Below are 24627 nucleotides of genomic sequence, written 5' to 3'. Positions count from 1 at the left end.
GGCACACAAGGCGCTCATCGACTGCATTGCAGGGGATTTCCAGACCGCCATTTCGCACGATGTACAATTATGGTATAGGTTATGTATTGTTTTTAAGGAGCCTTGCCAGCATGCATCGCAAACCGCACCTGCCCAGCAAAATGTGCCAGACCTGCCAGCGCCCCTTCACGTGGCGCAAGAAGTGGCAGCACTGTTGGGACGACGTACGCCATTGCAGTCAGCGCTGTCGTCGCAACGCACGCCAGCTGGCAAGGGAGGCGCGCGATGACGTCCACTGATCCTTGGCTTTTATGGCTCAACGAGGACCTGCGCCTCGATGACAACCCGTTGTGGCAAGCCGCGCTCGAAGAACGAGCCTCCCACCTGCTGGTTGTGCATGTGGTGGCGGAGACGGCCTTTCAACCCTTCGGCAGCGTCAACCCCGGGGAGCCACGCCTGCAGCCGCTCAGCACGGGACGGCAACATGCCCTGCTCGGGAGCCTGGAATCGTTGCGCACGCGACTTCAGGCGCTGGGCAGTGACCTGCTGATCCTCCACGGCGACGCGGCACAGCTGATTGGGCAGCTGGCAAGGCAATATGGCTGCCGGGGCGTCATCACGCGCCGCGCCACGGGCGTGGTGGAACAACGCCAACAACGCGCGGTGGCAAGCCAGTGTCGCCTGAGGCAATTGAACAGTGGCTTGCTGCTGGACGAAGACGAGCTGCCGGAACCACTCGCCGCACTCCCCAAGAGCTTCAGTGCCTTCCGGCGCAAGCTGGAGAAGGCCCGCCCGAGCCTCACCGACATGCCTGCCCCGCTGGACGCGCCATCCACGCTCCCCGGTTGGCCAGAGGACGCCCCTCGTGGCTTTCAGGGCGCGGCCAGGCAACTGCTCGAGGCTCGCCACTGGCAGGCCGACACCCGCGGAGAATACACCTTTGCCACCGGAGAGCCCGCCGGTTTGCAGCGCCTGCAGGATTACCTGAGCCCGACCTTCGCCGGTCAGTACAAAACCACCCGCAATCGCCTCAGCGGTGCGGATTTCTCGACCCGCTTTTCCGTGTGGCTGGCACTGGGCTGTCTGTCGCCGCGGCGGATACTGGACGCGCTGCACCGTTTTCAGGCCACGCTGCCCGAGCACTGCGCGCATCCGCAGGCTGCCTTCAAGGACAGCGACTGGATCCGCGTCGAGCTTTTATGGCGTGAGTACTTCCACTGGGATGCACGGCGGCTGGGCAGACACACCTTCACGGGCGAGTCCCCAGACCACGACGCGGCTCAGCCGCGCAGCCATGTGCAGACCTCGGAAGCGCTTGAACGCTGGCAGGCCGGAATGACCGGGATACCGTGGGTCGATGCCGGTATGCGCGAACTGGCGGCTACCGGCTGGTTGAGCAACCGCATGCGCCAGAACGTGGCGAGCTTTCTGGTCAAGGACCTTGGCGTGGACTGGCGCCAGGGAGCGGCCTGGTTCGAGCATCAGCTACTGGATCACGACGTCGCCTCCAACTGGGGAAACTGGCGCTATCTGGCGGGTATCGGACGCGATCCGCGCGGGGATCGCCACTTCAACATGATGAAGCAGGCACGCCAGCATGACCCTCTCGGTCATTACGTCAGCCGCTGGATACCGGAGCTTGCGACACTGCCCGCCGGCATGCAGCGCCATGCGCCCTGGCTCGCCTGGTCAAGCAGCGCAGGGCGCAACGGATCACCGGGCCAGTACCCGCGCCAGCCTCTCACGCATGTCAAGGGCTGGGAGGCCCACCTGGCCGACGTCACACCGACACGCGTGACGCCCTGGCTGAGTGGCTCCTTCGAGCGAGGCTGACAAGAGTTGAACCACGAAGAGAGCGCCACAAAGCGAGCACAACGAAGAGGGTGCAAGGCAGAGGAAGCAACGCAGGGGATTGCATGACGCCTTGGCGCTAACTGACCGTCAGGGCTGCACTTTATGAGCCTTATTCACTATCATGGCCGCATTCCTCGCAGGAGTCGTCATGAATCAGCCGCTACCGCCACCACTGTCCACGCCGCACCGCAATCTCATTCGTCTGACCATCGCGCGCGGCATCACCTGGACCGGCTTTCTCATCCTGATCATCTTTGGGCTCGAGATCATCGGCTTTCAGCTCAATGTGCTGCCCGTCATCTCGATCATCATCGCGATGGGGCTGGTCAATGTCGCGACCTGGTGGCGCCTCGGGCAATCACACCCTGTCACCGACACCGAGAACCTGATTCACCTGCTGGTGGATATCGCCGGTCTGACGATGCTGTTCTTCCATACCGGTGGCTCCACCAACCCCTTCGTGCCCTACTATCTGGTGCCGGTGACCATGGCGGCCGCAACGCTCCCGTGGCGTTATGCCTGGGTGATTGCCGCGGTCGGCATGGGCTGTTACAGCTTCCTGATGGTGTTCTATGAGCCGGTGCCACAGCTGGCGACCTACGAGCTGGGCGGACGCATCAGCCTGCATGTCATCGGCATGTGGCTGAACTTCGGCCTGTCGGCGTCGCTGGTGACCTACTTCATCTACAAGATGGCCCATGCCCTGCGCACCCGGGATCAGGCGCTGTCCACCACGCGTGAGGCTGCCCTGCGCAGCGAGCAGGTATTGGCGGTGGCCAGCCAGGCCGCCGGCACCGCGCATGAGCTGGGCACCCCGCTCTCCACCATGGCGGTGCTGCTGAGCGAGATGCGCGAGGATGCCAAGGACAGGAATGACCCTCAACTGGAGGATGATCTCGCCCTGCTGCGCAGTCAGGTCGACACCTGCAAGCAACGCCTGCAGGCGATGGTAGCCGCGGCCGACCGCCGCCGCATGGAGCAGCCCCAACCCATCAACGCTGCCCAGTGGCTGGAGGAAATCGTGCAGCGCTGGCTGGTGGTGCGCCCGGATGTACAGCATAGCGTCGAGGTGACGCCCGGCGCTGAACAGGCCTCCATGCTGGTGGATACCACGCTTGAGCAGGCGCTGATGAACCTGCTCAACAATGCCGCTGACGCCTGCCCGGATGATATCGAGATCACCCTGGAGCAACGCGATCAGGAAGTGCTGATCGACATCCGCGATCATGGCGATGGTGTGCCCATGGCGGTGGCGGATCAGCTCGGCGAGACCTTCATCTCCACCAAATCCAAGGGCATGGGCATCGGCCTGTTCCTCACGCATGCCACCATCAATCGGTTCGGTGGCGGCGTCAGTCTGTACAACCACGAAGATGGCGGCACCTTGACGGAAGTGCGCCTCCCCCTTCATCTGACATGATGGCGGCAAAGACCGCCCAAGCGAGAACCCTGATGAGAGATGCAACCCGACTGCTGATCATCGACGATGATGAATTCTTCTGCCAGGTCACGGCGCGCGCCATGACGCGTCGCGGCTATGAAGTGGAAGTGGCCCGTGATGAAGCCCAGGCACTCAGCGTGGCACGCAGCCACCGCCCGGAGCTGATCACGCTCGACCTGAAGCTCGAGCAGAGTTCCGGCCTCAAGCTGCTGCCAGAACTGATCGCCCTGCTACCTGACGCGCGTATCGTGGTGCTGACCGGCTATTCCAGCATCGCCACCGCGGTGGAAGCCATCAAGCTCGGAGCGGTCAACTACCTGTGCAAGCCTGCCGATGCCGACGAGATTCTCAACGCCTTCAACCGCGAAGGCGGCGACCCTGCCGCCGAGATCTCCGACAACCCGCCGTCGGTCAACCGCCTGACCTGGGAGCATATCCAGAAGGTGCTCAACGAGCACGATGGCAACATCTCCTCCACGGCCCGCGCCCTGGGCATGCACCGCCGTACCCTGCAACGCAAGCTGCAGAAGCGCCCGGTCAAGCGCTGAGATAGCGCCGCTGCCCTGGCCTGCGTCCCAGGCGACATCTTGTTGCCGAGCAAGTAAAAGCCCTCACCATGGATTCGCGCTTGCACGCAAGGATGGTGAGGGCTTGGTGTCTCTTTACAGCCTGGAATGAGTCGACACTCAGGTACGTCGTTACTGCGCCGTCCACCCCAGGTCCATGTTGAAACTGGAGCCGGTTACCGAGCCTGCCTTGTCAGATGCCAGCCATACCGCCATGCCCGCCACTTCGGAGGGATCGATCATGTGCTTGATCGCTGCGCCCTTGAGCATGATCTTCTCGATCACTTCATCCTCGGGCATGTCATTGAGCTTGGCCTGCTCGGCAATCTGCTTGTCGACCAGCGGCGTGCGCACGTAGGCCGGGCAAATGGCATTAGCGGTGATCCCACTTTCCCCACCCTCGAGCGCAGCGGTCTTGGTCAGGCCCATCAGGCCATGCTTGGCGCTGACGTAGGCCGCCTTGCCCGGTGACGCGACGTGCGCATGGATGGATGCCATGTTGACGATGCGCCCATACCCATTCTTCTCCATGTGCGGCCAGGCTGCCTGGATCAGCGTGAACGGCGCACTCAGCATCAAGGCGATGATCTGATTCCACTTGGCTTCGGGGAAGTCCTTGATGCGCTCGACATGCTGAATGCCGGCATTGTTGACCAGGATATCGAGGCGTCCGAAACGGGATACGGCGTCTTCCACCGCCGCGCGACATTGCTCGGCGTCCGTCAGGTCGGCCTTGAAGAAGGCAGCCCCTGCCTTGTCGGCGACCTCTGCCCCCTCATCACTGAAATCGACCGCCAGCACCTGATGCCCGGCATCGCACATCGCCTGCATGATGGCGGCACCGATACCACTGGCGGTGCCGGTCACCAGTGCAACGCGGACAGGGGAAGACTGTTGTTCACTCATGCGAATCTCCTGACAGAGGGGAATGTCATGCTGCTCTGCAACATATCATGAAGATAGCGCTAATCTAGCCGCCTTTACCACCCGACCATCGCCGAGTTGCACTCCCCCCTGGCATTATCGAGCGCCAGCCAGTATCACAGCCGCATGATGCATTCGACGCAATCGTTGCATCCGCTGACGCAACCCGTCCGCCAGGCGCTATTCACGACGAGAAGTGGGCCGGCTATGACGGAAAGCGAACCTGCACCAGCAGCCCCGGGGCCTGCGGCGTTCCCAAGGGACTCTCCTTCAGCGCCAGCGCTGCGCCTAGACGTTCAGCGAGCTCGCGCACGATGGAAAGGCCCAGCCCGGAACCTTGAGTCTTCTGGCCGGCCAGACGCACGAAGCGCTCAAAGACGCGCTCGCGTTCACGCAGCGGGATTCCGGGGCCCGTATCGGCCACTTCCAGACGCCATCCATCGTCGTCGCGGCGGTTATCCAGACGCACCTCTCCGCCTTCTGGCGTATAGCGCAGCGCATTGTCGAGCAGATTGCGCAGCAGCACGTAGAGGCCGTTCTCGTGACTGACCAGCTGCGCGCCGGGTGCAACCTCGATATGCAGCTTGATGCCTCGCTGGCGTGCCATGGGGCCCAAGTCCCGCGCCAGCTCATTGGTCAGCTGGGCGAGATCGACGGAGCGACGCGGTGCCTCTGCCCCGCTTTCCAGTCGTGACAGGGTCAACAGCTGCTCCACTACCCGTGTCATGCGATTGACGCCATCCACGATCATGCGTGCCGAGCGCCGCGAGGCCTCATCCCTGGCATCGGCCTCCAGATTCTGGGCATGCACCTTGATGCCCGCCAGGGGAGTCCGCAATTCATGGGCCGCATTGGCCGTGAAGCGCCGCTCCTTGTCAAGGGTGTCCGCCAGGCGCACCAGCAGCCCATTGAGGGCATCCACCATGCCGCGTATCTCGTCAGGTGCCTCGCTGGCATCCAGCGGCTCAAGGTATCCGGGTTGACGGGCCGTGATCTGATGACTGATGCGCAGTACGGGACGAAACCCCCGCGAGACCGCCACACCGATCAGCAAGGCGATCATGAGCAGCCCGACCACCAGCGCCAGCACGTTGTGCAACGCAATCTGGCCAGTCAGTTCATCGCGCACATCTTCACGCTGGGCCGCTGTGACCCAGATGCCACTCTCGGGGAAATACAGCGTGAAGGTGAACCAGTCATGGTGATTGTCATGCTGCATGCCATAGCCAGGCACCGGCAGGTAATCCAGCGCCACGGAGCGTGACGAGAGGCCAAGCAACGGCTGGCCCAGCGCATCCCACATCTGGAAGATCAGTTTGTCTTCATAGACATGTCCCAGCGGGGATTTCTCATGGCCATCGGCAGAGCTCAAGGAGGGCGGGCGCAGGCTGAACTGGCCCGATGTCATCTGCTGCAACGTTTCCTGACGCGCGTCTGGTGTCAACGACGCGAGTCGGGACTGATAGAGTCGCCCCAGCATGCGTGCATTCTGGGCCAGCTCAGCGTCGAACAGCTCATCAATCTGCTCGCGGGAATCAAAATAGCTCCAGGCGGCGGCCGTCCCCAGCACGACCACGACGCCACCGATCAGGTTGCGCCGCAGGAAACTGCGGATGGATTTCACGTGAGTTCCCCCAGCCGATACCCCACGCCGCGCACGGTCTTGACCACCCCGGTGCCGAACTTGCGGCGCAGATGGTGCACATGTACCTCGATGACATTGCTCTCGACATCGCCATCCCAGCCATAGAGCTGCTCGACGAGCTGATCCCGGCTGAAGACACGACTGGGGTGCAGCAGCAGGAACTCCAGCAGATCAAATTCGCGCCGCCCCAGCGCAACTTCGCTACCGGCGAGCGTGACAATGCGGCCAGCCTGATCAATGCGCAATGGCCCCAGCTGCAGGCAACCGCTGGGCTGCCCGGCATGGCGCCTGACCAGCGCACGCAGACGCGCTACCAGCTCGGCAATGTCGAATGGCTTGACCAGATAGTCGTCCGCGCCGCCGTCCAGACCACGCACCCGGTCACTGATGTCATCACGTGCCGTCAGGATCAATACCGGCAACGTCTGGCCCTGACGGCGCAAGTGACTCAAGACCTGCAGACCGTCGAGATCCGGCAGGCCAAGGTCCAGCACCAGCACATCAAAGGGCGAATGCTTGAGCGTGGCGGCAACGTTGGCGCCCTCCTTCAACCATTCAGTGCTCATGCCTTCGCGGCGCAGGGTATGGCTGACCCCCTCGCCCAACAACGGATCATCCTCGACGAGCAGAACTCGCATCTGGACTCCTTGGAATCGTTCTGATTCTGCCATGTCATATCGGGACATGAGAGGTCATGAGACAAGACGTCCGCCACCGATGGGTGGCGAACGTTGGAAGCATACTGCGGAATAGCACATCGCCGGTGTCGATGGATCAGCCAGTCATCACACACCGCTGCGTGCGCGACGCCCCGGGTGTCGAGCATGGCGCCACCTGGCCAGACGCGCCGTCAGCAGCATTTTCTGCTCACGCAGCCCGAGCGCGCCACGCTCCAGCATGCGGCGCGGCCCTCCGATGACACGCCGCAACGCCTCACCCGCCACCAACCAGCCATACGCGAGCGGGTGCCCGGCTCGCGCCAGACGCAATCGGAAGATCAGCTCGCGCGCCTGACGCGCCACACTGACAGGATGGTTGCCCTGATGACGCGCCAGGCGCATCAACAGAGGGTCCTCTTCGCCGGTGATCAGCGCCGGGGTATGCAACCTGATACGTGAGTGCTTCGCTGTCGCCAGCGGAACGAAAAAGTCGCCATCTGCCTGCACGATCAGCTCCAGCAGCGGGCGTCGACTATCCGCCGAGTCATGCAGCTCAAGACACTCCAGTACCTTGGCACGCATCTCGGCCGGCCAACCCCCACGCTCGAGCACATGCCAGGCGCGGCCACTCTCCAGGTGCCAGCGGCCATCGCCCGGCAGGCTCAGCAAGGTATCGGGGCGCTCCGAAGCCGGGATGTTGCGCAGTTGCGTGCATAGCGCTTCACCCCTCATATCTGCGTGCGTCAGTGAGAGGCGGCGATGTTGCTGGCCTCTCGGGGTGGGCAACAACCTGCACAGCAAGGCAAGGTCATCCCCCTCTCGCTCGACCAGAGTCAATGCAGCCCCTGCTGCCGCCAGCTGCCAACAGAACTCTCGACAGCTGGAGGCCATCGGCGCCTCGACCAGGACCCGATGCCCGGCAAGGCCAGCGGGCTTGAGATTTGCAGCGGTGCGGGCAAGACCAATGCGGGCAAGAACTGTGCGTGCAAGAGAAGTGAACATGAGGGCTTTCCTTGGGTCGAGGCATTGCCAGACACAGAGGCGCGAGTGGATGCCACGTCTTGTGGACCTGTGTAGGAGCATGATCGATCAGCTCACTGACAGACATGTGGCAACGAGGTGACATCTCCACAAGACGTGCTGGCGATTGCCATGGCCAACACGCAAGCGCTGAGCTGAACCATGGAGTGATCACCAGCATGAATGGCTGCGCTTAACGCAAACTTAAGCCCTCACAGGACGATGCCACGGAAGCGCTGGCCTTCCTGCTTCTTGCTCGCCGCTTGCTCACCTCCAGCTCGACTCTCCACCAATGCCCTCTCATGCTCAGACGCCGAACAGCCTGACGATAGGCGGCACGATGAAGGCGGTCAGCAGACCGGTCAGCCCCATCGACATGCCAGCGAAGGCGCCCGCCAGCGTGCTCACCGACGAGAAGCAGAAGGCGGTACCGATACCATGCGCTGACAAGCCCATGGTGAAGCCCTTGACGGTATCGTCTCGCGCCCCTGCCAACCGCATGACAACGGGGCCTACCACACAGCCCAGGGTGCCAGTCAGCAGCACCAGCCCTGCCGTCAGCGAGGGAATACCGCCCAGTTTTTCGGCGATCCCCATCGCGATCGGCGATGTGACGGATTTGGGCGCCAGGCTCAAGGCTACCTGGGTATGTGCCCCCAGTGCCAGCGCCAGACCCAGGGTGGTGGTCACGGCAGTGACGATTCCGACGCAACAGGCCGTCAGCAGTGGCCACAGCATCTGCTTGACGCGATCGAGATGGTCAAACAGCGGTACCGCCAACGCGACGGTGGCCGGCCCGAGCAGGAAGTGGATGAACTGGGCCCCTTCGAAGTAGGTGGGATAGTCGGTGTCCGTCAGCCACAGAAACCCGATGATCAGCGCGATGGAGACCAGCACCGGATGCGCCAGCGATGCGCCCCGGGCCAGACGATTGATCGCCGTCGCCAGCAGAAAGGCCACCAGCGTCAGCAGCAGATGCAGCAATGGAGAAGCGCTCAGGTACACCCACAGGGCATCAAGCGGGGCCAGATTCATGAAGACACCTTATCGGCGCTGGGTGACTTGCCCCCTGCTCCACTCGGTGTCGCAGAACCTCGATCGATCAAGCGCTGCAATAGCCACGCCGTGACGAACTGGGTGACCGCGATCGACGCGACCAGCGTGATGGCGATGGCGGTGAGATCACGTGCGATGAGCTCGAAATGGACCATCACGCCGACACCCGCAGGCACGAACAGCAGCGACAGATGCGAGAGCAGGCCATTGCTGGCAAGCCTGAGACTGGCAGGCACGCGCTCCCGCAGCAGCGCTCGGGCCAGCTGACGCTGACCGAGGTCTCGATCCGCATTCTCGTCAACACGCAGCACTCCTTCCCCCTCTCTGTCCGGGGCAGGCAACAACCGTTTGCGCAGCCGCCCTCGCAACATCAACCCCAGCAGCAGGAACAACATTCCCAGTACTGGCCCCGGCACCGGAAGCAACAATGCACGCCCCGTCACCTCGCCGAGAAACTGGCAAAGCAGCAAGATGCAGAACCCCTTGATCAACGCCATTTCCTTACAGACTCCTCTTGACCGTGTCAGCCCGTCAGGCCGCCATGCTGACAATTATGTCACAGCCATCCCTGACGCCCTTGCCTCTCCCTCCCGGCATCCTCATGACCCCAGCGCCCTTGATGCCCTCAGTGCTCTCAACCCCAACAACGGTGAGGCAACGCTTTACTGTGATAGTCTGCGATCTTAATCCCCCATCACCGTTACAGACAGGGAAGGCTGCGACACGATGCCAGATTCTCTCGGGCTTGATACATCCATTATTCCCAATTGGATCAAGACATTGCGGCATGAAGAGGATCATCAGGCCCTGATGATCCTTGAGCTGGCTGCCGACCTGGCTGGCGCTCCCATGGCGATGATCAACCTGCGTGATGGCGAGCAGCTCAAGCGCTGGTTGAGTCTGGACGACAACGTGCATGAGTCCGTCCCCATCAACGATGCGCTGTGTGGCGTGGCGGTACTGCAAGCCAGCCCCCTCATCACGTGTGACGCCCGTCGACAACCGGAACTCGCCGATTGCAGTTCGGTTCTTGCCGACGGCATTCGTTATTACATCGGCCTGCCTATCAAGGCAGACAATGGCGAGATAATCGGCTGCATGAGCTTGGCGGACGCTGAGCCGCGGCAACACTTGCCCAGCCCGGACGTCCTCGCACGACTGGGCAAGCTCGCGAGCTTGGCAACCGAGGCGCTGAAACGCCAAGTCAATCAAAGCTACCTCAATGCAGAGTTCGCAGACAGTCAGTCTCGCGCCAGCTGGATATTGCGCAGCATTTCCGATGGCATCATCGAATGGAAAACAGGTAACGAGAGGTTGACCATCTCTACCCGTCTGGAAAACCAGTTGGGGTATGAAGCCGGCACACTCGACACTGCACTCGGGGCGCTGCATGAGAGAGTCGCACCCGACATGCGTGACGACTTCAAGGCCTTGATCAATGCCAAGCGACTGAGCGGGACGCCTTTCAATTGTGAGTTGCTGATCCGCACTCAGCAGGGAGATCATCGCTGGTTTGAGCTGCGCGCTCAATTCGAGGTTAGAAACGGCGCGCCCTACCGCTTCATCGGCTCATTGCTGGATATCCATCAGCAGCATCTGGCCAAGGATGCCCAGGCCGACAAGCTGCGCCGCTATGAACGTCAGCAGGCGGCCTTGATCGAGCTCGGCAACACACGCCACGATGAGAGCGCGCAGCTCGACAGCCTGCTGCCGTGGTTATGTGAGCAAGTTGCCAAGGGCCTGCAGATACGCAAGGTAAGCTTCTGGTACATGAATGACGACCGTGACTGTCTTTCGCTTGCCCATGTCCATGATGCGTGGGTCCCACCGCCGCACGATGCCACGCATGACACAGTCCCCACTCGCCTCACCCGCACCCAGAACCGGGTCTATTTCGAGGCTCTGGATGCCGGTCATGCGCTCGCCCTGGCCGATGTGACCAAGGCCAACCAGGAATTGCTGTTTGATGGCACCTTCCGCTGCAGCGTGAAGGCCATCATCGACAGCCCGATCCGTGTGGCGGGCCAAGTGGTGGCCGTCATCTGCTGCACGGAAAGCAATGCCCCGCGCGAATGGGCAGAGGATGAGCAGGCGTTTCTGGCCTCGGTGGCGGATCACGTCTCACAGCTCATGACTGAATTCGAGCAACAGGCCTCTCAGAAGCGCCTACGAGCCAGCGAGCGACGCTACCGCGCCACCTTTGAGCACTCCGCTGTCGGCATGGCGCACCTGAGCACCAGTGGCCAGCTGTTGCGCGTCAATCAACGACTCGAGAGCATCCTGGGCTACACCGCCGCCACCTTGTCGCAGAGTGTGATACGCGAACTGATCGAGCCGGAAGACCTGGAAAGCTTCCTGCAGCAACATCAGGCGCTGATCGAGCAGCGCAAGGACTTCTTTACCCAGCAATGCCGCTTCATCCATGCCTCCGGCAACTCGGTGCATGCAGAGATCAGTGTCTCTGCGGTAGAGGCGACGCCAGACCAGGATGGCTATACGCTGCTGGCGCTGATCGACAATACGCTCAATCACACCATGTCGCAGCGCATGGCTCACGAGGCCAATCACGACAGCCTGACGGGCTTGCTCAATCGCGGCGCCTTCAAGCGTGAACTGACGACACTTTGCGATGATGCACGCGCCACTCACACGCTACATTGTCTCGCCTACATCGATCTGGACCAGTTCAAGGTCGTCAATGACACCTGCGGCCACTCGGCCGGCGATGCGCTATTGATCCAGCTGGTCGACGTGATTGCCGCCGACTTGCGCAAGCAAGATCGTCTCGCGCGCCTGGGAGGGGATGAATTCGGCTTATTGATGCCAGACATGTCGCTGGAGGCCGCCGAGGCACTGCTCGAAGAGATGCGCCAGTCCGTCACCAACTTCCGGTTCATGTGGGGAGACAAGCTGTTCACCATCAGTACCAGCATTGGCCTGGTGAGAATCGACAGCAATCACAACGACCCGCACCAACTGCTGAGTGCCGCCGATGCTGCCTGTTATGAAGCCAAGGATGCCGGGCGTAACCGCATTCATCGCCACAGTGAATCCGGTGACGAGGTAGCTCGGCGCATGCAGGAAATGCACTGGCTGACAGAAATCACCGCGGCCATCGAAGAACAGCGCCTGGTGCTTTACCAACAGTCGATTGTCAGCACTCTCGCCACTGCACAAGCTGACAACGCAGAGCCTAGCAACGCAGAGCTTGGCAACGACCCGCACTGCAAGCCGCTCAGCGAGCTACATTACGAAGTGCTGGTGCGATTGAAAGGCCGAGATGGCACCATCATTGCCCCTGGCGCCTTCCTTCCTGCGGCGGAGCGTTATGGCCTGTCAGCCGCCATCGATGAACATGTCATTCGCCAATACCTGAGCTGGCTGGCAGCGCACCCTGCGCATGCCCAGCGACTGACCATGGTGTCTCTCAATCTCTCTGGGCACTCCATCAGCAGCCCGAGCTTTCGTGACCTGCTGGTCACGTTGGTCCGCGACAGTGGCATCCCGGGTGACAAGCTATGTTTCGAGATCACCGAATCCGTCGCCATCACGCGGCTGGGCGACGCTCGTGCCTTCTTCGAGGCACTCGGCGCACTCGGTTGTTCCTTCGCGCTGGATGACTTCGGGAGTGGCGTGTCATCATTTGGCTACCTGAAAAACCTGCCCGTCGACTTCCTGAAGATCGATGGCGCCTTCATTCGCGACATGGACACCAACCGCGTCTCCTACTCCATCGCCCGCGCCATTGCCGAGGTGGCGCGTGAAATGGGCATGAAGACCGTGGCGGAATTCGTGGGGAGTGCGCAAGTGCTCGCCTCCGTCGCCACCATCGGCGCCGACTATGTGCAGGGCTACGCGCTGGGCATGCCGGAGCCACTCGAGACACTCGCCATCTGCTCCAATACCGATGACAGACACGGCAAGAGGCATACCGGCGACACAGACTCCAGCCCGATCTCACGAGTCAACGACGCTCGGGTGGCGCAGCCTCTTGCTCCCAAGGCTGGCTAAATCAGCTGGCTTATCCAGAGCAAGCTGAGCCAAGGGCTTACCGATTCAAGGCGGAGCGCCCCATAGAGCAGAGCGCGGCACCTCCTCGAAACCACACAAAGCCCTCTTTCCAACAGCGCTCTCCATAAGCCCTGTCTTCAAAAGCCCTGCCTCCACAAGTCCGCTCTCCAGAACCAGACCACAGAAGCCCAGCCTCCGAGCGGCAAACGCCACCAAGAGGCTGGGCTTCTGTGCTCTTTTTTAGAAGGCAGGATGAAGGATGCAGGAAGCGGGAAGAGTAGCGGTGTCAGAAACCGGATTCGCGACGCCAGACCCCCACCACTTCGCGCCAGGTTCGGCTCAACAGGCTGCGCGGCTCAGTCTCGACGTTGACCATGCCGCGCCGGCCGGGCATCGAGAGTACCAGCGCCTGCGAGAAGTCCACCGGCTCAAGCGTGACACGATAGAGGCTACGCATCAGTTCCAGCTGCCCTTCCTCGCCCTCGCGAACCTTCAACTCCCCACCATAGGGCGCGGCCATTTCCGGCTGCTCAAGTACTGCGACTGCCTGTGGTTCGACGCTGACCACGCGCATTTCCAGCGGCTTGCCTACCGGTGCCAGCGGATAGAACCAGGCAGTGGCACCTTCATCGACGCGCAGCACCTCTTCCTCTTCCACCCAGGCCGTCAGGGTCACCTGCTGGGGATTACGCAGCGTCATCACCCACTCACCTTCACCGACCCAGCCCCCTTCTCGCAAGGCAGGGTTGAGCGAGTGCACCTTGCCGAGGAATGCCGCCTCCAGCTGCCCGGTCGCCTGCTCGGCTTGCAGCGCGCTGACCCGTTGACGCTGCACGTCAAGATCAGCCTGTACCACCGGGCTATCCTGCAGCAGCCTGCGATCCAGGCCACTGGCGGAGCGACGCCAGTCCAGCTGCTCCACGCGACGCTCGGCACTGGCAAGCCGCTGGGCGACTTCCGGGGCACTGATGGTCGCCAGCGCTTGACCGGCGCTCACCTCGTCGCCTTGGGCGACATCGAGATGCAGCCGGCCACCGAAAGGGGCTTCGAGACGGGCCGAGGGTTGCTCAAGCCATCCCGGCAGACGTAGCTCGCTCTGCCAGGGCCAGACCAGCAAGGCCCCCAGTGCCACGATGATCATCCCGGTACGAAGCAGCGCCAGATTGGCGCGTGGCTTGCGACCTTCACTGAACCAGCGCCGAATTTCATTCACGATTGGCCGCATGATGAAGTACCAGATCTCGACGGCGAACAGCACGATGCCGAGAAGCTTGAAGAAGAAGTGATAGACCGCCAGGGCGATCCCGAGAAACAGCAGCAGGCGATATACCCAGACGCCGAACGCGAACAGTACCAGAGCACGCTGCGGACGCTCAGGCGGCGCTTCCTTGAAGGCGAACAGCCATTCACGTAGCTGCCAACGCGCCAGCGCCTGGGAGCGCGGTTCAAGATTGGGCTGTCGCCAGGCATCCGACAGCAGGTAATAGCCATCGAAGCGCATTAGAGGATTGAAGTTGACCAGCGCCGACATGATCCAGGTCGTCGTCGCCAACCAGAAACACAGGGTGCGCAGCAGACCTTCCGGCAACAGATGCCAGCTCAGTAACGCCAGTACCGCGATAGAGAGCTCGACCGCGACACCCGCGATATCGACGTCAACTCTGTCCCGAGCCCGGGTGAGTCGCCAGGTATCACTGGTATCGGTATAGAGCACCGGCCAGCCAACAATGAAGGCCACTCCGATGGTCGGGACGCGCGCGCCCTTGGCCTTGGCAACGAAAGCGTGCCCCAGCTCATGCAGTATCTTGACGAAGACCAGCGCCAGCCCCAACGTCAGCCAGCCGCCGACAGCGCCGAGTGCCGCGAAGCTCGCGATGAAGGTATCCAGCTGGCGTACCGTCAGCCATAGGCCCACCAGAAACATGACCGCCAGGCTCCAGAAGAAGCCCCGGCTACCCAGCCAGCGTACCTTGTTGACGTGCCGGCTCAGCCAGCGATCCGGATTGGCCAGTGGAATGCGCACGAAGAGATAGTGATGCATCAACCACTTGAGCCCGGTGGGGCGCGACTCAAGGCGGCGTTGGTAGCGCTCCTGCTGACCGGGATCCCCGCGCACCAGATCATGCTGACGCAGAAATTCCGACAAGGCGCGCAACTGCTCGCCAGGCACTTCACGACCAAGACTGGCACTCGCCTGTTTGGCGGCTGCCGCTTCCTGACCACCGCGAATGAAGGGCAGCAATTCGATGGCGGCCTCGCCCAGTCGGTAGAAGCGCTGGGCGACCGGATCATGCAGCAACCAGCGCCGCTTACCATCGCGATCCTGCTCGACGGGGTGCAACTTGAGGTCTTCGCGCAGTACGGCCAGCGGGGGAGTCTGTGAGATCATGCTTTACCACCCGGTCCAGCTGCGCAGTGTGGCCCACGGGCGACGGAACAAGTAATAACCCAGCGTGACCTGTTCTCCCTCTACCTTGGCCGTACCCCGCCAGCCGACGCGCGGCAGATTCTCGGCATCGCTCAACACGGCGTGCGCGCGGTAAGCGAGCTCGCCATCCGGCGCCAGCTCGGCCCGATAATTGACGTGCGTCAGGCGTGCTTCACGAACCTGTGAGGGGTCGACATTCAAGAACAACGAGACCGCGGCACCTTCCGGCAGCGGAATGTTGTCGGCACTCGGCAGCCAGATTTCCACCTCGGCGCCCCGGGTGTCGGCCACTTCCAGTAGACGCTCACCCAGCCTGACCGGACGCCCTGCCCAATCGCTGGTATCGCCGAGGATCGCGACCCCCTCACGCGGCGCTTCGACACGCACACGCGTCAGTTGTGTTTCAAGGAAATCGACATCGGCACGCGCCTGGTCCACCCGCGCCCTCAACAGCGGCACCTCGGCACTGGCCTCACGCTCGGTGAAGGAGCGTTGCCGGGCACGTGCATATTCCGCCTGCGCCACCGCCAGAGCCTGGTTGGCTTCGGCCAGCCGCCCCTTGAGCTCGGCATCATCGAGACTCGCCAGCAACTGCCCCTTCTCCACCACCTGATTGGGTGCCACCGACAGGTCCTTGAGCACGCCATCCAGGGGCGAGCGGATGATACTGCTGACCTCGGGCACCACTTCCGCCTGCCCCAGCACGGAAAGGCGTACCGGCACCAACATCAGCAGACCGATTACCACCAGGGCCGCGCCCCACAGCAGACGTTTGCCCACCGGCTGGCGCTTGCGCCCCGAATGACGTGCCAGCACGTTCTCGGCACCTTGCACCCAATGGGTCAGCAGGCGTTGCTCGGCTTCATTCCAGGGCTTCTCGCGCAACAACAGCAAGCCACCCTCGATACGGCCTCGCCATACCATGGGCACCCAGAGCCCTTCACGCGGCCAATACTCACTCCAGTCTTCGGCAAGAGACGCATCGCGTTCCTTGAGACGCTCCGGCGTCAGTGACATGACCTGCTCAGGCCTGGTCGCCCGTGAGTCACCTGCCTTGTCGGAGACGACCTGACGATCCAGATCAAACGCCTTGATGACGCGTCTTGCCCAGTGCAGATAGGGGCTCTGCTGCTCGACATCGGTGGCACCGGAATGTGACGAAAGCTTGCCATTGCTGACCAGCAACATCTGGCGCGCGGGAAAGAGGTAGCCTGTGTCATTGACCAGCACATACTCGGCTTCCTTGCGTCCCTTGGCGCTCATCAAACGCTTCTGCAGGGTGATGAGGCCCGCCAGGCGATCTGTCGTGACGTTGCCTGGCATTTCGACCCGCCGATTCATTGTGCCGACTCTCCACTATCCACCTCATCGAGGGTGGAAGGACTCAGAGAGGGAAACCGGACCTCGCCACTCATGCCGGGCTTGATGCCGCCATCCGGCGTGGCATCCGGCCGCGCGATCACCTTGAGGGTCTGGCTGACCGGATCAATGTTGTCGACGACGCGTATGATCTTGCCGGCCAGTTCCGCCCCCGTGGCATCTGCGGTGAAGGTCATCGGGGTGTCCGCGCCAACCTGCCCCAGCCACATGGCGGGAATGACGGCCTCGATCTCGAGCTCGTCGGAACTCACCAGCTCCAGCATCGGCTCGCCGTTGGAGACGAACTGATGAGGATTGACGGCACGCGAGACCACTTCCGCATCGAAGGGTGCCGTGATGGTGCAATCGCTGAGATAGACATCCGACAGCTTGACCGAGGAACTGGCCTCATTGACCGCCGCTCGCGACAGATCCACGTCCAGCTGGCTGACATTGTCATAGCGCGCCAGCTGCTTGTTGACCTTGTACTGGGAGCTTGCACCGGACAGACGCGCACTGGCGACTGCCCGCTCCGCCTTGAGCGAACGGCAGTCGAAGCGCACCAGTACATCGCCCTTGTTGACCTCTTCCCCGACACGCCGATTGACTTCCAGCAGGCGCCCCGACAGGGGCGCCGCCAGAATGGTGGAATGGACAGCACTGACCTGACCGCGAACGGTCGGTTGATCCGCCCCGTGCGCGACATTCATCAGCCCGGGCAGCATGGCGACCATCAGGGTTCCCCCCAACCTCGCCATGCGGCGATTGATACCTTTACCAGCGATCATCATCGTCAGCATCCCTGTTGAAATATGGCGGGAGGCTAGCTTACAGACTGGCCTGACCGTCCTGTGCTTGGGTTGTCTCGGACTGGGCTTCCAGCCAGAGTGCCGGGTCCTGCAGTGGCAGGCTGCCGCCTGACCACTGGCGGAAGGAGGCATCCAGGTTGCTGGCCAGCGTATCGACGTCGTAACGCTGATAATCCTCGGGGACCGGATTGAAGCCCAGGCTGAACAGGAAGCCACCATAGGCGTCCTGTGCATCGGCGTAGGCCAATGAATTGCTCAGCACGGAGTTCAAGGCCTTGGCCTGGTTGAGCAGGGATTGCGTCCCCGAGATAGCCTGGCTTGCCCGCGCCTGCTTGCTGAAGTCCGCGATCTGCTCATCCAATGCCTGGAAGCGCTGCGCGATCGCCAGGCTGTCCAGCGAGTTGTGGTACTGCTGCCAGCCCAGATTCACCCGTGCCAGCGTCGCCATGTTGCTGGCGAGGCGACGCGCTTCGACCATCTGGTCACGCGCCTCGTTCTGAGCCTTGATCTCATCGATCGCGAACAGACGGAAGATGTTCCAGCTGACCCGCACCCCCGCCTGTGCCCAAGTGTCGTTGTAGAGATAGCTGTTGCTGTCGTAATTTGCGCTGTAGGAGAACTCCAGCCCCGGCAACAATCGCACCATGCTCTTGCGCGCTTCACGTTGCGCGATGCGCGCATTGTAGAGCTGACCGACGTATTCCCCGCTGTTGGCCAGCGCGACACGCTCAAGCACATCCAGGTCATTGGAAGGTAACGGAGGAAGTTCCGGCAGCTCACTTGGCGCCTGCAAGGGGATCTCGACATTGGGGGCCTGATTGATCAGGCTCGCCAGTTCGATCTGGGAGGTCTCGACGGAACGCTGCAAACTCTTGAGGTTGCGCATGATGGAGAGCAGCTGGCGCTGCTCCTGCAGGACATCCAACGGTGCCCGCAGTCGTTCGCGCTGGATCTGATCCAGCTTCGCAAGCGCCTTTTCGGTGTCTACCAGCAAGGCATCGATGCGCGGCTTCAACTTCTGCGTCACTGCAGCCTTCCAATAGGCGCTGCGCGTCTGCTGAAGCAGCTTCGCCATGATGTCACGCCGGGCGTTCTTGACGATCAGGAAGCGGTCCGCTTCCTGCTTGGCCTTCAGGTAGCTGACACCGAAATCCAGCACGTTCCAGGAAAGGCGCAGATCTGCATCGGTGCGGTCCTTGTCGACAGAGGTCGACTGCGCCAGGCTCTGCACGCCGGTACGGACGTTTTCGCTGGAGGAGGCATCTTCATTGTTGCGACTGGTGAACCCGGCATTCGCGGCCAGCACCGGCAGCATGTCCATCTTGGCCAAATTGAAGCTCTGCTCGGCCAACGCCTGCTCCATCAGCTTGACGCGATTGTCGAGGTTGTACTTCAGCGCGCGCGCCATCGCCTGATTGAGATCCAGCGGCTCGGTGATGACCGGTGTCATCTGCTCGAAGAGCACCTCATCGCTCTGGATGGCGGTCGCGATATCCTGACGATCCAGAGGCTCAGGTTGCACAGTGCCACATGCCGACAAGGCAATACCCGCGGCGCTGATGGCAGCCATCGTCGTCAGTGTCTTGAGACGACCCCGCCCACGCGACTCAGGCAACGCTCGGGCGGTTTCCGTTTTTTCGTTTCCCGTCATGATATTGCCTCGTTCCCTTGCTCTTGTTCACCCGCCCCCCTTGGTGTGGGGCAGGCGGACACCTTGTATTGGATAAGCTCAATTTTTACGCTATAGAGAGCTCGTTTCGGTTTATTCTATTAACGTTAATCAAGAAATGTCTGAATCGTCATTCAACAACGCCATCAAATCGGCAAGCACATCGGCATGGTCGTGACTGAACCCGTCACGTCCGGCCACTTTGAGCATCTCGGAGAGTGGCACAGCACCAAGTGCCGCGGTCTCTTCTTCAGCCGCCTGCTCTTGCTCGGTGGCCTCGTCCTGCTCATCTCCTTCACCCTGTTCACCTCCCTCGCTTCCAATCGCGGGAGCCGCATCAGATGATGGCGCCGTTGCGTTGCCATCGAAGAAGACTTCGCTTTCCTGCTCATCTTCCTGTTCAGGGGTGAGGTAGATGACGAAAGTGGTGCTCGCTTCGTTTCCGGATTCGTCACGACCGATCACCTTGACGTCGATGCGCTCGACGCCAAGGGACAAGGCCAGAGCACGATTGACGCGATAGGTCAGCGAATCGCTGTCGAAGACCACATAATCCGGCAGCGGGCTGCCATCGGTACGGGTCGACTCAACCTTGATCTCTTCATTGTTGGTACTTTCAAATGCGCCCGCCGGCAGCGCAAATTCATATACAGCTTCATTGGCCACGACATCACGCAAGATGATGGTCAACTGCACCGGCTGAATGCTCGGGATATCCAGCAAGGTGGAATCGCTGAGCGGTTCGAAGAGCTCCTCATCAACTTCCGGAAGGAAGCCTGCTTCACCCTCATCAGATCCAGCATTTGCTCCACCCGCCGGGGAACCATTACCGGAGGAGCCTTCGACTGGGGTCACAGGCACAACGGGTTCCGGAACAACGTTGTCGCTGAGACCAGCCACCCGGATCGTCAACTCACCGACTGCCGTCCCCCCTTCTCCATCACTGACCACGAAGCTGAAGTCATCCGTCACCTGCTGGCCATCGCCGAGGGACTGAACGGCATCACCGTCGTTGTCCAGCACATAGTTCCAGGTGCCATCGGCAGCGATGATCAGCTGACCGTAAGCACCCTGGATCACGGTGTCGCTGTCAATGACGGCCTGATCATTGACGCTCGCGATGAGCAGTGAATCGCCATCGCCATCGACAGTTACCGGCACGCCATCAGCATCGACCAGCAGGCTGCCCTCAGCTGTCGTCACGCCGTCCTCGGAGACGTCCGCACTCTGATCCAATGCCTGCGGCGCCGGATTCCCTACCTCGAAGGTGAAGGTCGTGGTGACACCCAAGCCATTCTCGTCGGTGCCCGTCAGCGTGACGGTGTAGATGCCGTCATTGTTATCACCGCCGGTGGAGGCATCCGGTGACAGCGTGCCGCTGATCTCGCCGGTGGTCGGGTCAATCACCAGGCCATCCGGCAGATTCTCGACGCTATAGGTCAGATCCGCACCCTCGTCGACGTCGGTGAAGGCGTCGGCAATAGTGAACGGTGTAATCGCGTCGCCGTCATTGGCAGTCTGATCGGCCGGCTGAGCCCCATCGACCAGCACCGGTGCATCGTTGGTGCCGTTGATGGTGACGGTGAGCAGTGCCGTGTCGGTGCCACCCTGACCATCAGAGATCTCGTAGGTAAAGGTCTCGGTGATCACCTCGCCTTCGGCCAGCGCCTGCACCGCCGCGTTGCTGTTATCCAGCGCGTAGGTGTAGCTGCCGTCTTCAGCAATGGTGACGCTGCCGTAGGTACCGGTAACCGGCGTACCCGCGGCGGTGTCAGTCCCAGCGTTGGCACCAGCACCGATGCCACTGACGATCAGCGCATCCGTGTCGTTGCCACCATCGGTGTCGGTATCGGGCTGCGCATCGCTGAGCACGTTGCCAGTCGTGGTGCTGGTGTCGCTGGTCGCAACGCCCTCATCTAGTTCGGCGGTGTTGTCGAAGGCTTCCGGCGCAACGTTAACGACAAAGAAGTTCAACGTGACGTCAGCCGATTGGCCTTGTTCATCCGAGGCTGTCACGGTCACGGTGTAGCGACCGTCCGTCGTGTTGTTGCCTGACTGAGAGGCATCGTCGGCAAGTGTGCCGCTGATGACGCCCGTCACCGGATCAATGACCAGACCATCTGGCAGGTTCTCGGCCGTATATCTCAGCTGAGCGCCGCTATCGACGTCCTGGAAGGCATCTTGGAGGCTGATCGGTGCAATCTCTTCCCCGTCACTTCCCGTCTCCACCTGTGGAGCCCGAAGAGTCGCGATTGGCGCATCATTGGTGCCGTTGATGGTGACGGTGAGCAGTGCCGTATCGGTGCCACCCTGACCATCGGAGATCTCGTAGGTGAAGGTCTCGGTGATCGCCTCGCCTTCGGCCAGCGCCTGCACCGCCGCGTTGCTGTTATCCAGCCCGTAGGTGTAGCTGCCATCTTCGGCGATGGTGACGCTGCCATAGGTGCCGGTGACCGGGGTACCTGCGGCGGTGTCAGTGCCGGCATTGGCACCAGCACCGATACCGCTGACGACCAGAGCATCCGTGTCGTTGCCACCGTCGGCATCGACGTCACCATTGGTGTCGCCATCACTGAGCACATTGCCAGTTGTGGTGCTGGTGTCGCTGGCCGCGACGCCCTCATCCAGTTCGGCGGTGTTGTCGAAGGCCTCGGGGGCAACGTTGGCCACGGTCCAGGTGAAGGTCGTGGTGACATCCGAGCCATTCTCGTCGGTGCCCGTCAGCGTGACGGTGTAGATGCCGTCATTGTTGTCACCTCCGGTGGAGGCCTCCGGTGACAGCGTGCCGCTGATCTCGCCGGTAGTCGGGTCAATCACCAGGCCGTCCGGCAGATTCTCGACGCTATAGGTCAGCTCCGCACCCTCGTCGACGTCGGTGAAGGCGTCGGCAATGGTGAACGGTGTGATCTCGTCGCCGTCATTGGCAGTCTGATCGGCCGGCTGCGCCCCATCGACCAGCACCGGTGCATCGTTGGTGCCATTGATGGTGACTGTGAGCAGTGCCGTGTCGGTGCCACCCTGACCATCAGAGATCTCGTAGGTGAAGGTCTCGGTGATCACCTCGCCTTCGGCCAGCGCCTGCACCGCTGCGTTGCTGTTGTCCAGCGCGTAGGTGTAGCTGCCATCTTCGGCGATGGTGACGCTACCGTAGGTGCCGGTGACCGGCGTACCTGCAGCGGTGTCAGTGCCAGCATTGGCACCAGCACCGATACCGCTGACGACCAGAGCATCCGTGTCGTTGCCACCGTCGACATCGACGTCACCATTGGTGTCGCCATCACTGAGCACATTGCCAGTTGTGGTGCTGGTGTCGCTGGTGGCGACGCCCTCATCTAGCTCGGCAGTGTTGTCGAAGGCCTCGGGGGCAACGTTGGCCACGGTCCAGGTGAAGGTCGTGGTGACATCCGAGCCATTCTCGTCGGTGCCCGTCAGAGTGACGGTGTAGATGCCGTCATTGTTGTCACCGCCGGTGGAGGCATCCGGTGACAGCGTGCCGCTGATCTCGCCGGTGGTCGGGTCAATCACCAGGCCTTGCGGCAGATTGTCGACGCTGTAAGTCAGCTCCGCACCCTCGTCGACGTCAGTGAAGGCGTCAGCAACACTGAACGGCGTGATGGAGTCACCATCGTTACCGTTTTGGTCAACCGGCTGGGCATTATCCACCAGCACCGGTGCGTCATTGGTGCCGTTGATGGTGATCTGGACGACCTGCTCAGCGGTCGCGCCCTGGCTGTCGGTGACGACCACGGTGTAGTCGAGCACCAGGCTTTCGCCCACGGCCAGATGATCGAAGGCTTCACCCTCGACGCTGGAACTATCGAAGGTCCAGTTCAGGGTGCCGTCGTTGTTGGCACCATCGATGATGGCGTCGGCATCGACGGAGAGCATGCCCAGCAGCTCGGCATTGCTCAGGCCATCGGTGTCACCAGTGGCGTTCACCGCGGTGACACTCGGTGTCACGTCGTCGGTGGTGTCCAGATCACTGACGGACAGCGTGCCGGAGGTCGCAAGCGTGTCGTCCGTCTCGGTCAGCGACTCGCTCGCGCTGTCGTCGCCTTCGATGGCGATGACCGGCGTGTCATTGGTGCCGTTGATGGTGATCTGGACGACCTGTTCTGCGGTCGCGCCCTGGCTGTCGGTGACGACTACGGTGTAGTCGAGCACCAGGCTTTCGCCCACTGCCAGATGATCGAAGGCTTCACCCTCGACGCTGGAACTATCGAAGGTCCAGTTCAGAGTGCCGTCGTTGTTGGCACCATCGATGATGGCGTCGGCATCGACGGACAGCATGCCCAGCAGCTCGGCATTGCTCAGGCCATCGGTGTCACCAGTGGCGTTCACCGCGGTGACACTCGGCGTGACTTCGTCAGTGGTATCCAGGTCGCTCACGGAGAGCGTGCCGGAGGTGGTCAGCGTGTCGTCGGTCTCGGTCAGCGACTCGGCGGCGCTGTCGTCGCCTTCAATGGCAATGACAGGTGCATCGTTGCTGCCATTGATGGTGATCGAGACGACCTGCTCGGCAGTGGCGCCCTGGCCATCGGTGACGACCACGGTGTAGTCGAGCACCAGGCTTTCGCCCGCTGCCAGATGATCGAAGGCTTCACCCTCGACGCTGGAACTATCGAAGGTCCAGTTCAGGGTACCGTCATTGTTGGCACCATCGATGATGGCGTCGGCATCGACGGAGAGCATGCCCAGCAGCTCGGCATTGCTCAGGCCATCGGTGTCACCAGTGGCGTTCACCGCGGTGACACTCGGCGTGACTTCGTCGGTGGTATCCAGATCACTGACGGACAGCGTGCCGGAGGTCGCAAGCGTGTCGTCCGTCTCGGTCAGCGACTCGCTCGCGCTGTCGTCGCCTTCAATGGCGATGACCGGCGTGTCATTGGTGCCGTTGATGGTGATCTGGACGACCTGTTCTGCGGTCGCGCCCTGGCTGTCGGTGACGACTACGGTGTAGTCGAGCACCAGGCTTTCGCCCACTGCCAGATGATCGAAGGCTTCACCCTCGACGCTGGAACTGTCGAAGGTCCAGTTCAGCGTACCGTCGTTGCTGACACCATCGATGATGGCATCGGCGTCGACGGAGAGCATGCCCAGCAGCTCGGCATTGCTCAGGCCATCGGTGTCACCAGTGGCGTTCACCGCGGTGACACTCGGCGTGACTTCGTCGGTGGTATCCAGATCACTGACGGACAGCGTGCCGG

The 24627-nt window shown here is 61.8% G+C and carries 16 protein-coding genes; 5 read left to right on the top strand and 11 right to left on the bottom strand.

Translation table 11 applies throughout. The features are described 5' to 3' along the window. The first annotated feature begins 59 nt into the window (after nucleotides 1-59). From NH396_RS15635 to NH396_RS15620, 4 genes are all read left to right on the top strand, one after another. Nucleotides 60-278: a DUF2256 domain-containing protein gene (locus tag NH396_RS15635; protein WP_366071747.1), complete on the top strand. Its 219-nt coding sequence runs from the start codon at nucleotides 60-62 to the stop codon at nucleotides 276-278. Then, nucleotides 265-1812 (top strand): DASH family cryptochrome, encoded by a 1548-nt coding sequence (locus NH396_RS15630; RefSeq protein ID WP_253064770.1) that lies wholly within the window; start codon nucleotides 265-267, stop codon nucleotides 1810-1812. The genes NH396_RS15635 and NH396_RS15630 overlap by 14 nt, the downstream gene beginning before the upstream one ends. Before the next feature lie 169 nt (nucleotides 1813-1981). Then, nucleotides 1982-3253 carry an ATP-binding protein gene (locus NH396_RS15625; protein ID WP_176677262.1) on the top strand — a complete coding sequence of 424 codons (1272 nt, stop codon included), beginning with the start codon at nucleotides 1982-1984 and terminating at the stop codon, nucleotides 3251-3253. A gap of 32 nt (nucleotides 3254-3285) precedes the next feature. Further along, entirely contained in the window at nucleotides 3286-3822 is a 537-nt protein-coding gene (locus NH396_RS15620; RefSeq protein WP_253064768.1) for a response regulator transcription factor, read from the top strand. Nucleotides 3823-3972: 150 nt separating this feature from the next. Here the strand turns inward: NH396_RS15620 and NH396_RS15615 are convergent, their stop codons facing one another. The 6 genes from NH396_RS15615 to NH396_RS15590 form a co-directional block, all read right to left on the bottom strand. After that, nucleotides 3973-4746 (bottom strand): 3-hydroxybutyrate dehydrogenase, encoded by a 774-nt coding sequence (locus NH396_RS15615; RefSeq protein WP_253064766.1) that lies wholly within the window; start codon nucleotides 4744-4746, stop codon nucleotides 3973-3975. 223 nt (nucleotides 4747-4969) lie between these two features. Further along, nucleotides 4970-6388, bottom strand: a complete 1419-nt coding sequence (locus NH396_RS17205; RefSeq protein ID WP_253064764.1) for an ATP-binding protein — start codon at nucleotides 6386-6388, stop codon at nucleotides 4970-4972. Further along, nucleotides 6385-7047: a response regulator gene (locus NH396_RS15605; RefSeq protein WP_253064762.1), complete on the bottom strand. Its 663-nt coding sequence runs from the start codon at nucleotides 7045-7047 to the stop codon at nucleotides 6385-6387. Before NH396_RS15605 ends, NH396_RS17205 begins: the two co-directional genes overlap by 4 nt. A gap of 147 nt (nucleotides 7048-7194) precedes the next feature. Beyond that, on the bottom strand, nucleotides 7195-7800 hold the full coding sequence (locus NH396_RS15600; RefSeq protein ID WP_253064760.1) for a hypothetical protein: 606 nt from the start codon (nucleotides 7798-7800) through the stop codon (nucleotides 7195-7197). A 594-nt stretch (nucleotides 7801-8394) separates the two neighbouring features. Further along, nucleotides 8395-9123 carry an LrgB family protein gene (locus NH396_RS15595; RefSeq protein WP_176677268.1) on the bottom strand — a complete coding sequence of 243 codons (729 nt, stop codon included), beginning with the start codon at nucleotides 9121-9123 and terminating at the stop codon, nucleotides 8395-8397. Then, entirely contained in the window at nucleotides 9120-9641 is a 522-nt protein-coding gene (locus NH396_RS15590; RefSeq protein WP_253064758.1) for a CidA/LrgA family protein, read from the bottom strand. Before NH396_RS15590 ends, NH396_RS15595 begins: the two co-directional genes overlap by 4 nt. A gap of 313 nt (nucleotides 9642-9954) precedes the next feature. Between NH396_RS15590 and NH396_RS15585 the strand changes: the two genes are divergently transcribed. Then, nucleotides 9955-13155 (top strand): EAL domain-containing protein, encoded by a 3201-nt coding sequence (locus NH396_RS15585; RefSeq protein WP_253064757.1) that lies wholly within the window; start codon nucleotides 9955-9957, stop codon nucleotides 13153-13155. A gap of 286 nt (nucleotides 13156-13441) precedes the next feature. Here the strand turns inward: NH396_RS15585 and NH396_RS15580 are convergent, their stop codons facing one another. From NH396_RS15580 to NH396_RS15560, 5 genes are all read right to left on the bottom strand, one after another. Next, nucleotides 13442-15544: an HlyD family efflux transporter periplasmic adaptor subunit gene (locus tag NH396_RS15580; RefSeq protein WP_253064756.1), complete on the bottom strand. Its 2103-nt coding sequence runs from the start codon at nucleotides 15542-15544 to the stop codon at nucleotides 13442-13444. A 3-nt stretch (nucleotides 15545-15547) separates the two neighbouring features. Next, nucleotides 15548-16906: an HlyD family efflux transporter periplasmic adaptor subunit gene (locus NH396_RS15575; RefSeq protein ID WP_176677272.1), complete on the bottom strand. Its 1359-nt coding sequence runs from the start codon at nucleotides 16904-16906 to the stop codon at nucleotides 15548-15550. A 14-nt stretch (nucleotides 16907-16920) separates the two neighbouring features. Further along, complete coding sequence (locus NH396_RS15570; protein ID WP_253064755.1) at nucleotides 16921-17733, bottom strand: efflux RND transporter periplasmic adaptor subunit; 813 nt, start codon at nucleotides 17731-17733, stop codon at nucleotides 16921-16923. Between the two features lie 37 nt (nucleotides 17734-17770). Then, entirely contained in the window at nucleotides 17771-19402 is a 1632-nt protein-coding gene (locus NH396_RS15565; RefSeq protein ID WP_253064754.1) for a TolC family protein, read from the bottom strand. Nucleotides 19403-19531: 129 nt separating this feature from the next. Then, the coding region (locus NH396_RS15560; protein WP_253064753.1) for a VCBS domain-containing protein at nucleotides 19532-24627 on the bottom strand (5096 nt) is incomplete at its 5' end.

Origin of the sequence: Cobetia sp. Dlab-2-AX, assembly GCF_024124625.1 — a bacterium.
Taxonomy (GTDB): domain Bacteria; phylum Pseudomonadota; class Gammaproteobacteria; order Pseudomonadales; family Halomonadaceae; genus Cobetia.
This window is presented reverse-complemented; position numbering and strand designations above follow the sequence as displayed.

What these genes read in the sequence shown, in the direction of transcription:
- NH396_RS15585 (WP_253064757.1), top strand. Translation starts at nt 9,955, where the DNA reads ATGATCCTTGAGCTGGCTGCCGACCTGGCTGGCGCTCCCATGGCGATG.
- NH396_RS15615 (WP_253064766.1), bottom strand. Translation starts at nt 4,746, where the DNA reads ATGAGTGAACAACAGTCTTCCCCTGTCCGCGTTGCACTGGTGACCGGC.
- NH396_RS15595 (WP_176677268.1), bottom strand. Translation starts at nt 9,123, where the DNA reads ATGAATCTGGCCCCGCTTGATGCCCTGTGGGTGTACCTGAGCGCTTCT.
- NH396_RS15620 (WP_253064768.1), top strand. Translation starts at nt 3,286, where the DNA reads ATGAGAGATGCAACCCGACTGCTGATCATCGACGATGATGAATTCTTC.
- NH396_RS15600 (WP_253064760.1), bottom strand. Translation starts at nt 7,800, where the DNA reads ATGAGGGGTGAAGCGCTATGCACGCAACTGCGCAACATCCCGGCTTCG.
- NH396_RS15635 (WP_366071747.1), top strand. Translation starts at nt 60, where the DNA reads ATGTACAATTATGGTATAGGTTATGTATTGTTTTTAAGGAGCCTTGCC.
- NH396_RS15590 (WP_253064758.1), bottom strand. Translation starts at nt 9,641, where the DNA reads ATGGCGTTGATCAAGGGGTTCTGCATCTTGCTGCTTTGCCAGTTTCTC.
- NH396_RS15625 (WP_176677262.1), top strand. Translation starts at nt 1,982, where the DNA reads ATGAATCAGCCGCTACCGCCACCACTGTCCACGCCGCACCGCAATCTC.
- NH396_RS15605 (WP_253064762.1), bottom strand. Translation starts at nt 7,047, where the DNA reads ATGCGAGTTCTGCTCGTCGAGGATGATCCGTTGTTGGGCGAGGGGGTC.
- NH396_RS15570 (WP_253064755.1), bottom strand. Translation starts at nt 17,733, where the DNA reads ATGATGATCGCTGGTAAAGGTATCAATCGCCGCATGGCGAGGTTGGGG.
- NH396_RS15575 (WP_176677272.1), bottom strand. Translation starts at nt 16,906, where the DNA reads ATGCCAGGCAACGTCACGACAGATCGCCTGGCGGGCCTCATCACCCTG.
- NH396_RS15565 (WP_253064754.1), bottom strand. Translation starts at nt 19,402, where the DNA reads ATGACGGGAAACGAAAAAACGGAAACCGCCCGAGCGTTGCCTGAGTCG.
- NH396_RS15630 (WP_253064770.1), top strand. Translation starts at nt 265, where the DNA reads ATGACGTCCACTGATCCTTGGCTTTTATGGCTCAACGAGGACCTGCGC.
- NH396_RS15580 (WP_253064756.1), bottom strand. Translation starts at nt 15,544, where the DNA reads ATGATCTCACAGACTCCCCCGCTGGCCGTACTGCGCGAAGACCTCAAG.